Annotated in this window: 13 protein-coding genes; 3 read left to right on the top strand and 10 right to left on the bottom strand. The window is 64.5% G+C overall.

Annotated elements, in window-relative coordinates; all coding sequences use genetic code 11:
* Positions 1–89 precede the first annotated feature (89 nt).
* The gene (locus EYW47_RS35555) at positions 90–1,772 is read right to left on the bottom strand and encodes a phospholipase C (RefSeq protein WP_133199530.1); all 1,683 of its coding nucleotides are present in this window, start codon (positions 1,770–1,772) and stop codon (positions 90–92) included.
* A gap of 492 nt (positions 1,773–2,264) precedes the next feature.
* Between EYW47_RS35555 and EYW47_RS35550 the strand changes: the two genes are divergently transcribed.
* On the top strand, positions 2,265–2,522 hold the full coding sequence (locus EYW47_RS35550) for a hypothetical protein (protein WP_133199488.1): 258 nt from the start codon (positions 2,265–2,267) through the stop codon (positions 2,520–2,522).
* Positions 2,523–2,663: 141 nt separating this feature from the next.
* On the opposite strand, the gene EYW47_RS35545 is transcribed toward EYW47_RS35550, so the two are convergent.
* The 3 genes from EYW47_RS35545 to EYW47_RS35535 all read right to left on the bottom strand — a co-directional run bounded on the left by EYW47_RS35545 (position 2,664) and on the right by EYW47_RS35535 (position 6,234).
* A complete protein-coding gene (locus EYW47_RS35545; protein ID WP_133199487.1) occupies positions 2,664–3,068 on the bottom strand; it encodes a DUF302 domain-containing protein in 405 nt (134 codons plus the stop codon).
* Between the two features lie 251 nt (positions 3,069–3,319).
* Complete coding sequence (locus EYW47_RS35540; RefSeq protein WP_133199486.1) at positions 3,320–4,489, bottom strand: hypothetical protein; 1,170 nt, start codon at positions 4,487–4,489, stop codon at positions 3,320–3,322.
* 476 nt (positions 4,490–4,965) lie between these two features.
* Positions 4,966–6,234: an MFS transporter gene (locus tag EYW47_RS35535; protein WP_133199529.1), complete on the bottom strand. Its 1,269-nt coding sequence runs from the start codon at positions 6,232–6,234 to the stop codon at positions 4,966–4,968.
* Between the two features lie 96 nt (positions 6,235–6,330).
* Here EYW47_RS35535 and EYW47_RS35530 point away from each other — a divergent pair, with 96 nt between their 5' ends.
* A complete protein-coding gene (locus tag EYW47_RS35530; RefSeq protein ID WP_133199485.1) occupies positions 6,331–7,263 on the top strand; it encodes a LysR family transcriptional regulator in 933 nt (310 codons plus the stop codon).
* A 45-nt stretch (positions 7,264–7,308) separates the two neighbouring features.
* On the opposite strand, the gene EYW47_RS35525 is transcribed toward EYW47_RS35530, so the two are convergent.
* The 5 genes from EYW47_RS35525 to EYW47_RS35505 all read right to left on the bottom strand — a co-directional run bounded on the left by EYW47_RS35525 (position 7,309) and on the right by EYW47_RS35505 (position 13,966).
* Positions 7,309–8,334, bottom strand: a complete 1,026-nt coding sequence (locus EYW47_RS35525) for a peptidoglycan DD-metalloendopeptidase family protein (RefSeq protein ID WP_165976772.1) — start codon at positions 8,332–8,334, stop codon at positions 7,309–7,311.
* A gap of 324 nt (positions 8,335–8,658) precedes the next feature.
* Positions 8,659–9,861: an FAD-binding oxidoreductase gene (locus tag EYW47_RS35520; protein WP_133199484.1), complete on the bottom strand. Its 1,203-nt coding sequence runs from the start codon at positions 9,859–9,861 to the stop codon at positions 8,659–8,661.
* Positions 9,862–10,129: 268 nt separating this feature from the next.
* Positions 10,130–10,939, bottom strand: coding sequence for a MetQ/NlpA family ABC transporter substrate-binding protein (locus EYW47_RS35515; protein ID WP_133199483.1), 810 nt, complete (start codon positions 10,937–10,939; stop codon positions 10,130–10,132).
* Positions 10,936–11,988, bottom strand: coding sequence for a formylglycine-generating enzyme family protein (locus EYW47_RS35510; RefSeq protein WP_133199482.1), 1,053 nt, complete (start codon positions 11,986–11,988; stop codon positions 10,936–10,938). The genes EYW47_RS35515 and EYW47_RS35510 overlap by 4 nt, the downstream gene beginning before the upstream one ends.
* A 10-nt stretch (positions 11,989–11,998) precedes the next feature.
* On the bottom strand, positions 11,999–13,966 hold the full coding sequence (locus tag EYW47_RS35505; RefSeq protein WP_133199481.1) for an arylsulfatase: 1,968 nt from the start codon (positions 13,964–13,966) through the stop codon (positions 11,999–12,001).
* Between the two features lie 268 nt (positions 13,967–14,234).
* On the opposite strand from EYW47_RS35505, the gene EYW47_RS41150 reads away from it, so the two are divergent.
* Positions 14,235–14,399, top strand: coding sequence for a hypothetical protein (locus EYW47_RS41150; protein ID WP_165976770.1), 165 nt, complete (start codon positions 14,235–14,237; stop codon positions 14,397–14,399).
* Positions 14,400–14,414: 15 nt separating this feature from the next.
* On the opposite strand, the gene EYW47_RS35500 is transcribed toward EYW47_RS41150, so the two are convergent.
* Positions 14,415–15,362, bottom strand: a complete 948-nt coding sequence (locus EYW47_RS35500; RefSeq protein ID WP_133199480.1) for a DUF6708 domain-containing protein — start codon at positions 15,360–15,362, stop codon at positions 14,415–14,417.
* Between the last annotated feature and the right edge of the window lie 184 nt (positions 15,363–15,546).

The raw sequence follows: 15,546 nt of genomic DNA, 5'->3' as shown, positions 1-15,546 counted from the left end.
TGCGTTGTTCCTGGCGGAACAAAAAAGCCGCCGGCATCAAAACCGGCACGGCACCCGGCGCGGGAGCGCAGCCCCGCGCCGGGCATCGATCACAGCGCGGGCGCGGAGCTCAGCTGCGTGCCTTGCGTGCCGTCGAGATACAGGACCGGCAGGTTGCCCTGGCCGCTGAAGTTGAACAGGCCGCGCAGGTCGCCTGCCGAGGCGTCGAACGAGCCGCCGCCCAGACGCGCACTGCCAAGCCAGTTGTCTTCGATGAAGCGCACCACCGAGGCCTGGTCGATGAAGGTGTGGTCCACGTAGTTCGCCTTCGCCCACGGCGAAATGACCATGAACGGAATGCGCGTGCCCGGACCGCAGCGGCCGTTGACCGGAGCGCCTGCGACGCCCACCGGCTGCGTGCCGCTGCCGCACACGCCGTTGCCGTTGAGCTGGTCGGCCGAGGCCATCGACGAACGCACCGGCGGCATGTACTGGTGGTCGTACCAGCCGTCCGAGTCGTCATAGGTCACGACCACGGCGGTGTTCTTCCAGTCGGGCTGCTGCATCAGGAAGTTCACGACCTTCGTGACGAACTGCTGCTCGTCGAGCGGGTCCGAGTAGCCCGCGTGCGCGTCCTGCGCGGCCGGCGCCTTCAGGAAGCTCACCGACGGGTAATTGCCCGCCTGCACGGCGGCGAAGAAGTCGTCGGTGTCGTACTGGTGATTCGCGGGCTCGGCCGTCTTGCCGTCCGTCTCGAGGCTCGAGCCAATCGCGGCCGTCGCGCTCGGGCGCGTGTGCTGCGGGTTCGAGGTCGACTTGAAGTACTGGAACCAGTTGTGGTGCGGGATGTAATCGGCCGTGGCCGAGTTCACCGCCGTCGCGATCGTGCTGCGCTTGCAGCCCGTCGTGCCGTTCGCGTTGGTCGTCTGCAGGTTGAAGCCGCCCATGAAGCCGCCCCACGTGATGTTCTGCGCGTTCAGCAGGTCGCCAATGTTCTTCGCGTTGATCATGCCCGTGTCGGTCGTGCTCGAGCACACGTCGAAGCCAGGATCGACGTCGTTGATCAGCGTGAGGCCGCCCGCGCCGTCGTTAATGTAGTACGACGAAGTAGTCGCCGTGGCCGGCTGCTTCGACGAGAGCACGATCTGGAAGCCGTTGGTCTGCCCCCCTACCACTTCGAGCGCGCCCGGCGTGGACGGGCCGTAGGTCGCAGTCCATGCGTTGTCGCTCATCGCGAACTTCTGCGCGTAGTTCCACAGCGCCGTGACCGTGTTGCCGTCGAAGTAGCCCATCACCTGGCCCTTCGTGCCGAAGGCGCCCGCGCCGCCGCTCGTGCCGTTGCCGGTGTACTTCGGGAACAGGTCGAGCGCGCCGTTGTCGCCGGCCTGCTGCTCGGCCGTGTAGGCGTGGTTCTGGTCGGCGGTGGCCGCCTGGGTGCGGTCGAGGCGGAACGGGTTTGCGGCGCCCGCGCCGTTGGCGGTGTTCGTGAAGTTCGGGTTGGCCGTGAGCAGCGCGCCCGTGAGGCCGTTGACGGCCGGCGTGCCCGCGGCGGACGTGAAGCCCGGCTCGCCCGACGGGTTCGTGGCATTCGGATAGGTCGCGAAGTAATGGTCGAACGAGACGTTCTCGCCGTAGATCACCACGAGGTGCTTGATCGGCGTGGCCGTCGCGAGCGCATCCTGCACGGACTGGGACGGCGCATTCGAATTCGAACTCGAATTGCTGCTGCCGCATGCGAACAGGGCAGCGGCGAGGCCCACGCATGGCACGGCGAGCAATGCGCGGCGATTCAAACGAGACATATTTCCAGGCTCCATCGATTTTTTTCGAGCGATTTTTTTAGAGTCCCGCCGGCGCGTCACATGCGTGTGGGCTTGCCGCCGCGCCATGCAGGTTCATGCAGTGCGATTTGCCAGACATCAGGGCGAGCGCATTACAACACCTGAACATGACTACATGGCGACCATCTCATTTCCTTAAGCTTTCGCTTCATTTCATTTCGGAAAGAAACGTGCAGCAATCGGCGCGCGGTTGCGTTGCACTCTTGCGCGCGCGAGCTATAACGAAAGTGCAGCGCGGATGTTCTCTGCGCGCCCGCTTTTCACCTTCTTTTTGCGCCGCGCCACGCTGCGCCGCCTCCCGAACCGGCGGAGGCGTGATGGATTGGTGAACAGACCCTAACTAACACGTCCGGCATCCGGCCTTCCACCCGAGTGCGCACGCGCTTTGAACTGCCGTGCGCGCGCCGGGTTGGCTTTGCGTTGTGTTACGGAAGGAGTGTTGAGATGAAGATCCGATTGGCGTTGATCGCCGGCTGCGTGGCGGCGCTGGCAGCCGGTGCGCCGGCCACGGCACAGTCGAAGGACGAGCCGGTCCCCCAGCAGCGCGCGCATCAGACGATGACCGATGACGCGGATGCTTCCGCCCAGGCCGCCACCGACATGTCGTACGGCGGCATGCCCGACACGCGCAGCGTCGCGGGCCAGCGCACGGGCAAGGCTTGCTGGCCTCGTTCGCAGTGCGATATATTTTTCGGGCAGTAAGCGGCCAGGTGGAGCCGCGTGCGCGCGCGGCGCGCCAGCTGCGCTGGCCCGGCTAGCGCAGCGCCGGCCGCGCCGTTGCGGCGCGATTCGCGCGCACCGCGCGCGTCGTGATTTCGGGCGCCGGCACGTGAGCCGCGCACCTTACTGCACCGTGGCCTGCAAGAGCCCCGCCACGCGCTGCAAAGGCACGAGCAAATCGGGCGCGATGGCATAGAGCGGCCCGAGCGTTTGCGCCACGTCGCGATAGTCCACGTGCGTGCGCCCTTCGTCGTCCTCCCACACCACGAGCCGCAGCGGCAATTCGAGCGCCGCGTGCGGATTGGCCACCATGACCGGCGTGCCCGCCTTCGGGTTGCCGAACATGATGAGCCTTGTGCGCCGCAACTCGAGGCCCACGAGCGCCGCCGCCTCGCGCTGGTCCACGTCGGCGAACACGACGGCGCCCACGCCCTCGAGCGCCGCTTTGAGGCGCGCGATCGTCGTATCGAAGTCGTATGCGCTCTTGAACGTCAGAATGGATGTGGGGTGCTGCTCGTGCTCGATCATGGCAAGGCTCCTGGGTGGACGAAACCGCGTGCCGGCATCGAGGGCCTGTTCACGCGAATAGCAGGCCCCGGTCCGGCGTGCTATCGCACTTTAGTCCATACATAAAACGCGCGCCCTGAAGGCAGCGCCGGCCCGGCAAATACCGCGCGCCGCGCGATGTGCGATCGCGCGCGCAAGCGTGCCGGCAGGCACCGCGAAACTTCTACGGGGCAACACACATGAGCGAAATCATCTACTCGCGCGTCGACGCCTTACTCCGCGTCACGGCTTTCTTGAGGAACGCGATTCTTCGCCATGTAGCTGGGCGATTTGGCGTGATGGCCGAGTTGCGTCAACGCGAGCACAGCTTCCCGTAGCAACGTTTCGAGTTTCGACTTGTCCGCGACGTCAAAGGACAACGCTCGCCGATGGATCGCTTCGACCAGTTCGATGACCGCATGGCCAACGAACTCCGCACACTCGCGTTCCCGGGCGGTTTGATCGTCTGGGGTCAGCAGGCGGATAACCGCGCGCGAGTCCGTATCGATCACGATGTCGTGAACCGACGGGTAGCCGGGATCGGACAGCGCCTCGATGGAGTGCGGCATCATCGGCATCGCATCGTGCCGGAAGATTGCATGAAAGCCGTTACGCTCACGTGCCTGAACCTGCTCATGCGTCAATCGCACGCCCACGTCAATGAGCGTCACCAGGGGCACGCTGACGCCCAGCCGCGAGCAAAACGCCGAGAGACTGCGCCCTGAGCTCACGATGTCGACGACCGCACTCCGAGGCGTCAGGCGCGAGCCGAACCAGTCATCCGCATGCCCGTTGTGGAGCAGACGGCGATTGAAGTCGATCGTTTCGCTGTGAAAGCCCGGCATCAACGCCCTGAACACAGCGGAAAGATGGATGCCTTCCCTTGCGGCAAACAGGTAATGTTCGATGGCACGCTCGTGTGCGTAGGTGCGCAGGAACAGCGAGTACAGCAAAAGCATCCCGAGATATTCACCGACAACCTTGTACTCGAATGCGCCCGCGTCGGCGGGCAAGCAACGCAGGCGCACTTCGCGCAGAATCAGCGCGACGTCTTGCAAGCCGGCTTGCAGCAAGGTGTTTTCCCACGGTGTGACGCCGGTGTCGGTAACATGCTTTACCGGGATCCCGAAGCGCTGCGGCACCGCAATGTCGGCATGCCGGTTGTCCCCGTGATGGCAACGCACGATGAAATGTTGCTGGATGAGCGGCCAGATGCTGCCGCGCGCCTTGCCCCAGTTGCCGACTACGGGTGGATAGCTGTTCTGTCGAAAGCCGCACGTGCGCTGCAGGATGTCGACGATCACGTCTTCCGGCATGTACATATCCGAGACGATGAGGTCGCCGCGCGCAACCTGCGATACCTGCGCGCGAACCGGGATCAGTTGGTCCAGTTCGGTCGCCACTTCCAGTGCGAAGAGTGACGGCACCTTCGAGCGCGCGTCCTCGCCAGTCAACTCGCAGAAGCGTCGATATACGGCTCGCAGATCATACGGCTTCCCGAGCGCATCCAGATCGCGCTGCGCCTGGCCGCGAGCGGCCTTGAAGCCCGGCATGGCCGTTTTGCGCTCCATCAGATCGAAGATGCTGTCCGGTGTGATACGGAACCGTCCAACCAGCGTATCGAAAACATCCCACGAACTGACCGTCTTCTTGAACAAGATAACCTCTGTTGAAAATACCGTTGGAGACGAAGCCGCAAAAACGGCGGCTTCTCGATCCGATCTCCAATTAATTACTGCGATAACGAATCCGCGCCGCCGCTCCTTATATCGAACAAATTCCTATGTGTCTTTGTCGTTAATCAGCGCAATTCGACTGGCATGCTCCAGGGCGGAAGTGTTACGAAAGTGTGGTGGAGTCGTTGGCGGTGCCCAGGTCTTCAAACCTCCCTGGCGACTGCGCCCGCCAACCTGAGCACGCATGCGAGGCCGGTGAAGCCAAAGCCCAGCGCACATACGCCGTCCCAACCGGCCCACGCCCACATCGCGCCTGCCAGCACCGTGCCCAGCGCGCCGCCTATGAAGAACACGCCGACGAACAGCCCATTGAGCCGGCCGCGCGCGGCCGGGTTCATCAGGTTGATTGCCCTGCGGCCCAGCGTCTGATCGGTGACCACGCCAGCGTCCAGCGCGGCTGCGCCGGCCACCAGCATCGCCACCGCCAGCAGTGGATGCGCGCGCGCTGAAAATCCTCCCCAGCCGGAGCCCGCGACACCGATTGCGACGAGCGCCACCAGCATCGTCATGTGCCCCGCAAACACCGTCCTGCGGCCCCAGCCGCGATCGCCCGCGCGCCCTGCCAGCGGCGTGACGATCGCGCCCGCCGTGCCGGCCAGCGCGAACAGTGCAATCCCGTTCATCCCGAAGTTGAACGGCGGCTGCACGAGCCGCAGGCCGATCGCGGTCCAGAACGCGCTGAATGCGCCCATCACGAGCGCCGCCGAGGCGGCGTTGCGTTGCAGCACGCGCTCGTGGCGCAGCAGCGCCCATAGCGAGCCCAGCAGCGTCCAATAGCGCGTCGAGATCGACGGTGCGCGAATCGGCAACTGCACGTAAAGCACGACGGCGAGCAGCGCATCGATCACCCCCGCCATGCCGTAGAACGCGCGCCAGCCGATCGTTCCGGCAACCAGGCTCGCGGCGGGACGCGAGAGCAGGATGCCGAGCATCAGGCCGCTCATCACGTTGCCGACCGCGCGTCCGCGGTGGCTCTCTGGCGCCATCGACGCGGCCATCGGCACCAGCATCTGAATCACGCTCGATGTGGCGCCGGCTGCGAACACGGCGGCAAGAAATACCCCGCGTGAAGCACTGAGCATCGCGATGGCGAGCGAGACGGCACAGCATGCCAGCGTGTGCACGATCAGGCGGCGGTTTTCGAGGAGATCGCAGAGCGGCACGAGCAGCACCAGACCGGCGGCGTACCCGAGTTGCGGCAGCATCGCGGCCAATCCCGCGAACTGCGGCGCAAGATGCAGGCTCCGGCTGATCGCGCCGGTCAACGGTTGCGCCGCAAACAGGTTCATCACGATCACGCCGACTGCCATGGCGAAGAAGACGGTGAGCAGCGGCGTGAGGGTATGCGCCTGCGGGCTTGCGGCGCCGATCGTGGCGGCAGTTTCGGCGCGCGTTTGAGCAGAGGGATTCATCAGGGTGGCGCTCCTGGGAAGGGACATGACCCATCCTGGCCCCTCTTCTAACATGCTACAATTGAAACATGTGCATATCTATTATGCGAGTTTGTTTTGAACACACGTGATCTGCAGGCGTTCGTTGCGGTCGTCGAGAGCGGTTCGATGGTGCGCGCCGCCGAGCGCCTTCATCTGACGCAGCCCGGTCTGACGCGGCGCGTGCAGAGCCTCGAAACCACGCTCGGCGCCGAACTGCTCGATCGCCAGAGCAAACCGCTCAAGCCGACCGCCACGGGCCATGAGGTCTATGCGCTCGCGCGCACCGTGCTGGGCGCGGTGGACGATCTGCTGTCGGTGGCCTCCGCGGACAGCGAGCCGGCCGGCGAACTGAGAATCGGCATGCCGCCGTTTCTGGCCGACATCGCGCTGGAAAAACCGGTCGACCAGTTGCGCAGCGCGTTTGCGCGGCTCACCCTGCGGATCACGGCGGGCTGGTCGCCGGGCCTCGTGCAAAGCGTCGAACGGGCGGCACTGGATGCGGCGGTGGTCCTGATGCCTTCGAACTTCATGCCACCCGAGACCGTGCGCGCGACCGCCCTCGCGTTCCAGCCGACCGTGATCGTCGCGCCGCGCTCACTGGGCCTGCCCGCTACGCCCGTGACGCTCGCCGATCTGGCCAGTCACGCGTGGGTGCTCAACCAAAACGGCTGCGGGATGCGCTCTGCGTTGAGCCGTGCACTGGAAATGGCTGGCCTGCCATTCAACGTGGCGGTCGAGGCATTTGGTTCGGACCTCCAACTATCGCTGGTGGCGCGGGGGCTCGGCATCGGCGTCGCCACGCCGGACGTGCTGGAGCGTTCGGCTCACCGCGACGCGCTGCAGGTGATCGATGCCGTCGATTTCCGCACTGGCGTCGACGTGTGGTTCATGCACGGCTCGCTGCCGGGCCGGCTGATGCGGCCCGTCGAACTGCTGCGCCGTGCGTTGACCGAGGTGCTGGCTGAGAGCGGCCTGGCGACGTATGGCGACACGCAGGTGGCGAAATAGCGTTGCGCTACTCCACTACGCGCACGCATCGCGTTCGCCCGGCGCTCACAGCATCGGCGTGATCTGCTGGACCTGTTGCGCGAAACGCTCCATGTCCGCGCCGTTCAAGGCCGTGCGGATCGGCAGCTCGACCGTGAGCGGATCCTCCGGCACGTGGTCCACATGCACCTCGTAGTGTAGATGCGGCCCGGTCGCCCAGCCCGTCTTGCCCACATACCCGATCACCTGCCCCTGGCGCACCTCGCTGCCCACGCGCAGCGTCTTCGCGAACCGCGAGAGATGCGCGAAGGTCGTGGAAAATTCGCCGAAATTCTTGATCTTGACGACGCGGCCATAGCCCGTCTGCCAGCCCGCGAACGTCACCGTGCCCTGCGCGGTCGCGTGCACGGGCGTGCCCACGGGCGCGGCGAAATCGACGCCCTCGTGCGCGGCCCAGCGGTGCGTGACGGGGTCGAACCGGTTCGGCGAGAAGTCCGAGGAAACGCGTGTGTAGTCGAGCGGATAACGGAGGAAAGACGGCGCCGCGGGCTGGCCGTCGGCGCTGTAGTAGAACGCCTTGCCGTCGAGATTGCGGTAGAGGAACAGGTCGTGCGAATCGTTGCCGGTGGAAATTCGCATCGCGACGGGCGCGTTGGAGGAAGCGGACGTTGCGGCAAGGGCGGCAGTTCCCGAGGCGCCAGCCGGCCCGGCAGGCGCGCTGGCCTGCGTGCCGGCGGCGTTCGCCGCGCCGTTGCGGAACACGAGGCGCACCTCGCTGCCGGGCTGCAGATCGCGCCGCATGTTGAGCCGCCCCGCGAGCGCGCGGGCGAGCTTCGCGGTCGCGGCGGCGTCCACGCCCAACTGGCTTGCCGTGGCCGAAAAGCTCTGCGTGACCTGAGCGGTCTCGACGCGATAAGCGGGAATCGCCGCAACAGCGCGCGCGGAGGCAGGCGTGACGATGCTGGGGGCGCTGTCGCGCGCGCCGCGCTCGGGGATATCTTCGGAAGCGTGCAGCGAAATCTCGGCGCCGGGTCTGGGCATCTCGTGCGAGAGCCACGCCGTGCAGGCGGTGCTGAGTGCGGCAACGAGCATCGCTCTACCCGCGACTCCCTGTGAGGTCGTCGATACGAATTTGGGCATCTACTGATACGGATCGGGTACGGCTGGCTGGCAGAAAGCCGCGCGCAACACGCCGCTTTCGTAGAGACACCGGCGCCATTGCAGCGCCGATGGGCGAAAGGCTCGAGGCTAAGGAAGATTTCTTAAGTGAATCTTAAAAATGGTCAATAACGTTAATTCCCTCTTTTTGATGCCCCATTCGCGGTAGTTCGACGGGATTGCGGGCGATAGCCCGTGCCGCTCGGCGGCGCGCCCGCGGTCGCGATGCGGGATTCTTCCGTGCCTGCGCTGAAATCGTCAGCGCGCCTCCCAGACCACCGCCCTGCCCAGCTTCGACCACGCTTGCGCATCGCGCAGGTAGCGGGCTTCGATCGCAGCGCGGCGAATTTTCAGTGTCGGCGTCAGCATCGCGTTCTCGGCGCTCCAGACATCCTTGACCACGACAACGTACTGCAACTGCTCATGGCGTTCGGCGGCTGCGTTGATCCGCGCGCGCAAGGCCGCGAGTTCGTCCGTCAATGCAGCTCGGTCACACGTGCCGTTGGCCAGGGCGTCGCGAACCTCGGCCGCAAGCTGCAACAGCGCGAACGGCATCGCGAGGCCCGCACCGGCAACACAGGCTGCCTCGATGTGCCGATGCTCGAGCAGCTTCTGCTCGAGCGGCAGCGGCGCGACGTATTTTCCCTTCGCAGTCTTGAAGATATCCTTGACGCGGCCGGTCAGATCGAGGCTGAGCTCATCGGGCGCACTGCGCGCAAACGCAGCGTAAAACCGCATCGCGTCCCGCGCATCGCCATAGCGGTACGCCAGCGAGCCGGCAAGAAGATGCGTGCCAATGGGATGGAGCACGTATTCAAACGTGGTCACGATGCCAAAGTTGCCGCCACCTCCGCGCACGGCCCAGAAAAGATCCGGGTTTTCGGTCGCGCTCGCGCGGCGACATTCACCGTCGGCGGTCACCATCTCCACCGCCGCCAGGTTGTCGCAAGCCAGCCCATATTTGCGGCCGAGCTTGCCGAACCCGCCGCCGAGCGTCAGTCCGGCAATGCCTGTGTCGCCGTTGACGCCCATCGTCGTCGCGAGGCCGTGAGCCTGGGTCGCCTCGTCGAACTCATGCAGCGTCAGCCCTGCTTGCGCGCGCGCGATACGGCGTACGGGGTCCACATCGATCTGCTTCATCCGCGACAGGTCTATCACCACGCCCGCGTCGCAGACCGATAGTCCTGCCAGGTTATGTCCACCACTGCGCACAGCCACCGCGTGATGACCTCCTCTAGCGAAATTGACGGCCTTGACCACATCGCTGGAGCAGGAGCAATAGACGATCAGCGCGGGGCGGCGGTCGATGGCGCCGTTCCAGACTTTGCGCGCTTGCTCGTAGCCGGCATCGCTGGGTACGACAATCTGGCCACGAAGGCTTTGCCGAAGCCGGTCGACACCCTCCAGCACGGGTTGCGCCGCGCCCGTGCCACTACACGCGCTCGCTCGATCAGTCGCCATCGGACTCACTCCTGTTATCTGGCGTGAACCAGCAGGACGAACGGATGCTCACGGCAAAGCACCCTTCACCATGACAGCGCTCAGTAGTCCTACAATCGTTGCCCGGTGTTTCAAAGCTCACTGGGCTGAATGGACTCAATGGGAAATGGACGCGTTGATTGTTATGACGAAAAAGCGCATTTTCCGGTTGCCGGCTGGCTCACCACCGTAAATACAGTAAAGCAACAGAAAGTTGATTGTAGGGTTTTCCCGGTCTGCGGATGACCTCCTACCATGGCCGCCGCACCGAATCCTGATAGCGCACGAGGATGAAACGTGCGACGTCGTCCGAGTGATACGCGGCGGCGAGTTGCGCGACCCACGGTTGCGCGCGATCCGCGTCGCGCACGGTCAGCACGTTTGCATACGGCGAGCGCGCATCCTCGATGCCGATACTGTCGCGCGAAGGCTGCAGCCCCATGTGCGCGGCGTCCTCGCTGCCGATCGCAACAAACGCGGCCGTATCGAGCGCCGCAAAAAGCCGGTCGCGAGGTAGCGCGACAAGCTTCAGCCCGAGCCGGTTGCCCGTCACATCGCGCAGCGCCGCATGCAGGCCGGCTCGTTCGCGCAGCGTCAGCAGCGTCTCGTTCTGCAAAAGCACGAGTGCACGCGACATCCCGCGCGGGTCGGCCGGAATCGCGACCGCCATGCCAGGCCTCAATTCGTTCAGACTCCTCATCTTTCTGGAATAAAACGCCATCGGCAGCGTGACGGTCGGCGCGACTTCCGCCAATGCATAGCCCTTCGCGGTGCGCGTCGCGGCGAGTTGTTGCGCGTCCTCGAAGCTCGCCGCGTCGATCCGGCCACGAGCGAGCGCGGTGTCGATGCGCGAGGCGTCGTCGAATACGACGACGTCGACGTCCAGCCCGCGCGCGGCCGCGACGCGTTTCACCTCGTCGAGAATCTCCGCATGCACGCCACACGTCACGCCGACGCGCACCACCGGCACGGCGGATCCGGCCGCGCCAGCCGATCCCGGATGAACGGCGCCGGCTACGGCCAGCAGCCATGCGGCGGCAAAATGCACGGCACGCTTCATGACGCGTCCCTCAGGATCGTGCGAAAGCCGATATGCGATGCGCCCAGATCGGCTTCCTGCTGTTCGCGCGACGATGCGCGATAGCGCACGCAATAGTCGCGCGAGCACAGGAACGAGCCGCCTTTGATGACCATCGGCGTATCGTGCCGCCGCGTGGGCGGCGCAACGGCTGCCGTGTCGCCGTTCACATGCGGCTGATGCGGGCCCGTGTACACGTCCTTGGTCCATTCCCATGCGTTGCCGATCATGTCGTAAAGGCGGAAGCCGTTCGCCGCATAGCAGCCGACGGGTGCGAGCCCAGCGTGACCGTCCTCGGCCGTGTCGAGCACGGGAAACGGGCCCTGCCAGTAATTCGCTGCTGGCTTGCCCCGCGCATCGCGCGGCGCTGCATCGAGCGAGGCGTCGTCGCGGCCGGCCTTGCCCGCGTATTCCCATTCGGCCTCGGTCGGCAAGTCGCGGCCGAGCCAGCGCACGTACGCGAGCGCATCGCGCTGAGTGACGAGCGTGACGGGCAGGTTGCCGAGCCCGTCCACGTTGCTGCCCGGGCCGAGCGGATGACGCCACGACGCGCCTTTCACCCACGCCCACCACGCGAGGTCTCGTGCATTCAACTCGTCGCGCGTGGGCACGTGAAAGACTGCTGCGCCACCCTGCTGCTCGGCCTCGGTCACGTAGCCGGTCGATTGCACGAACGCGGCGAACTGCGCGACCGTCACATCGGTCTGGTCGATCCAGAAGCCGCCGACGCGTGTCTTGCCGCCACCGGCCGGGCGCTCGTCCGCATAGCCTTGCGTGCTGCCCAATACAAACGCGCCGCCGCTCAGATGCACCATGCCGGCTTTAGGGTCGTCGCGCCAGTTCGCGGGCAGCCCCGAATAGCGCTCGCACTGCCGCTCCGATCCGAGCGGCGCGAGCGGACGGTCACGATTCGCACCGTCGAAAGCGCCGTCCGCCGATGTTGCCGGATTCGCATAGCCCACCGCGAACGCCGCGGCGAACAACGCGACAGCGCCCGCGGCCACTGCAGCGCCGGTCTTCCAGATCCGCATTTCGTCATCCTCAGTAGTAGCCGCGCGGACGCAGCGGCTCGACGCCGCCGACGTTGCCCATGTATTGCTTCCACTGCTCGACGAGCGTCTGGATCACCGAAGGATTCTGCGCCGACACATCGGTCGTCTCGCCGCGATCCGACGCCAGGTCGTACAGCTGCCAGTGACCGTCGAGCGGACCGAGCGGCGGCTCCGTCCACAACGCCTTCCAGCGGCCGTCGGCGCTGCGCAGGTACGCGCGGCCGTACGCCTCGTCGCCGAACGGCACCGTATGGACCTCGCCCGTCGCGGATCCCGTGAGCACCGGCAACAGCGACTGGCCCGTAACCGGATACACGTAGCGGTTGTTGTAGACGACCTTGTCCTTGTTCTGATCGACGCCAGTCAGCGTGTTGACGAGCGGCGGCGCGGGCTGCGACGGCGGCGTGACGCCCGCGACCGCAAGAAACGTCGCAGTGTTGTCGGTCACGTGCGTGAACGCGCGCAGCGTCGGCAAAGACTGCGTCTGGCCTGGCAGATGAACGATGGTCGGCGTAGACACGCCGCCTTCGGCCGAATAGCCCTTCGTGAGCCGGAACGGCGTCGCGCTCACCTCGGCCCAGCGCAGCCCATACTGCAGACGCTGCGCATTCTGCTGGCCGTTGTCGCTGCCAAGCGCAGAATACGTTGGCTCCTGCGCGTTCGCGGTGTCGGTCGCCGTCGGGTCCGCGCCCGAATCGATCGGCCAGCCTTCCGCGCCGTTGTCCGACTGGAACATGATGAACGTGTTGTCGTACTCGCCGATGTCCTTCAGGTGCTGGATCAGCAGGCCGACGTTGTAGTCGAGGTTCTCGACCATGCCCGCGTAGATTTCCATGTAGCGCGCCTGCGCCTTGCGTTCGGCCGGCGACAGGCTCGACCACAGCTTGTCCACCTTGCCGGGGCCGTAGTCGCCATAGCCGTCGGCGGCCGAATGCACGGCGCTCACGTACTTCGCATTCGCGTTGCCGTTGTTCGGCGTCGCGGGCGAGGCAGTGAGCGTCTCGGGCAGACCGTCGAACGGCTTGAAGTCGGCGGGGATCAGCCCAAGCGCTTTTTGCCGCGCGATCCGTGCGTTGCGGATGGCGTCATAACCCGCGTCGTAGACACCCGCATACTTATGCAGCCAAGGATCGGGGACCTGCAGCGGCCAGTGCGGCGACGTATATGCCGCATAGGCGAAGAACGGCTTGCCGTCCTTCTTGTTCGAGTCGATGTATTCAATCAGCTTTTGCGTATAGAAGTTCGTCGAATAGAACACGGCCGGGCTGCCGCCCGTGCCGCCCGGCTGCCCGGGCTGACCCGGCTGCACATAGCGGCCGTCCTCGGTGTAGTTCGACGAGCCCGCAGGCTCGTGAGCGAAGTGGTTCGTCGCCGCGCCGGTGAGCAGGACGTAGCTGCGCTCGAAGCCCCATTGGTCAGGCGTCTGCCCACTGCCCGTCGCGCTGCCGACGATGCCCGAACCGAGGTGCCACTTACCTGCGATATAGGTGTGGTAGCCGGCGTCCTTCAGTAGTTGTGCGATCGACAATGCGCGATCGTTCAGATAGCCCTCGTAGCCTGGCAGTCCGCGCCGCTCGTCGGTCGGCACGCCCATCGTGCCCTCGCCGACGAGATGGTGATCGGTGCCGGATATCAGCATCGCGCGGGTAATCGCGCAAACCGTGCCCGTATGGTGGTTCGACAGGATGCGGCCCGACGCGACCAGCGCGTCAAGGTTAGGCGTGCTGATCTCGCCGCCGAACGCATGAATGTCGGAATAGCCGAGATCGTCGGCCATGATGTACAGGATGTTCGGGTGCTTCGCGCTCAGCGTTGCATCGGCTTGTGGCGTGGCGCTGGCTTGCGCTGGCGCGTCGCTGCTGGCGCCGCCGCACGAGACAAGCGACAGCGCGCCGGCGGTCGCCGCGCAGATGATCCGGAAACGAAAGGCATGCAAGGGCAAAGCGTATGTTTTCATTGTTGTGTGTCGCTCGATCTACGGGAGCGACGATCTTAACGTCGTGCGCCCCATGCCCAAATTCGAATTCGTCACTTGCTTACTCGCCCGCCTTATAATCAACTCGCATTTAACATGATCGACCGGTTCTGAATCACGGTCGTCCTGTCATTAACGCCTAACGGACGCTATGCTGTTTAAATCGACTCTCGTGATTGCCTGCGGTGCCTTATTGTTGTCCGCGTGTATCTCCCGCGATGGCGCGCAGGCCGCAATGAACCGATACCCCATGCATGACGTTAAACTCGGCGGCCCCGCCCCCGGCGTATGCCAATGGAATGAGAAAACCGGCGTGCACTATAGCGGCATCGACGACGCCACCGGCAAGCCCGTTTCGGGCGTGCTTTGCACTAACGTGTACGAGTCGAACTCGACGATTCACTCCGATCGCTGATCGCCGAGCCGAGTCTCACATCACCTTCCAGAGGTTCTTGGGATTCGAGCTGGCATCTTTTGCAAACGGATCGCCGGCTTCGACTACGCATGCCTCCTCGATATGCTTCGGCCAAACCGGAATCCGGCAGGTTCGCATCGCAAACCATCGGCCGATCGAGAACAGCAAAAAGGCCGGCGCCATAATCAATTGCGCAAAGGTCAGACCTGGCAGATTCAACGCGAGCCGCAACAGGCCGAAGCCCCAGGTTTCACGCCGATCGGCAATAGGTAGATACGCAAGCGTATCAGGCGCGATCGCCTCCGGGCCTTCCTCCATATACCGCCGGACATATTCCCAATACTCGTGAAGTCCTTTAATCTCCGGCCAGGCCAGTGCAAAACAGAACGTCTCGACGACGGTTACGCCATCGTCGGCGAGCACGTGTCCGCGCACATCCCACGTTTGAACACCGAAGGCCCGATTGCCCCTGCCAAGCGTGAAGAAGACCTTATCCCACGGGACGGAAAATACCGTTCCGTCCAGCCGGAAGACATGCACCATCCGCAGATCCCGTTGCAGGCGAATCGGATAGTGAGTCAGGCGAAAGCACTCCCTGAAGATGAGCCAGATGAGGGCGGAACTCACAGTGACGCTCAACAACAACGGCCCGATTCCGAGAAGCATATTGGCCGTTCGATCGTCGGGGTTGCCCATTAATCCATCAACGAAGAAAATATTGGCGGCGATCCACACCATACCCAGGCAAACGACCAGCAGAGCGCCTGTCACGAACGTCAGTGCCCCTTTCCAGCCGTAGTACTTGTCCACGACTTCCAGGTAACGGCTATTCATTCTGATCGTCGAACTGAAGTAATTCGGTGAAACCTCCAGCCGCTTGGCGGGATCGAGCCGGTTCCGGCGCTCTTCGTCCGTAAGTGGACGATTGACCTTGAACTTGTTGACAAGACCTGTGTATTCCATCGTTCAGCCTTGGGTGTCAGTCCGTTCTGCCCGACCTGCTCCACAACCGAAGCTGAATGCCCCGGCCACCGCCCGGCATCTCACATTACCCTCCAGAGTTTCTTAGGATTCGAACTGGCGTCCCTTGCAAACGGATCGCCAGCATCGATTGCGCAAGCCTCTTCGATATGCTTCGGCCATACCG

It is taken from the genome of Paraburkholderia silviterrae (assembly GCF_004353915.1).
Classification (GTDB): domain Bacteria; phylum Pseudomonadota; class Gammaproteobacteria; order Burkholderiales; family Burkholderiaceae; genus Paraburkholderia; species Paraburkholderia silviterrae.
The sequence above is the reverse complement of the archived record's forward strand: the minus strand, read 5'-3'. Positions and strand labels throughout refer to the sequence as shown.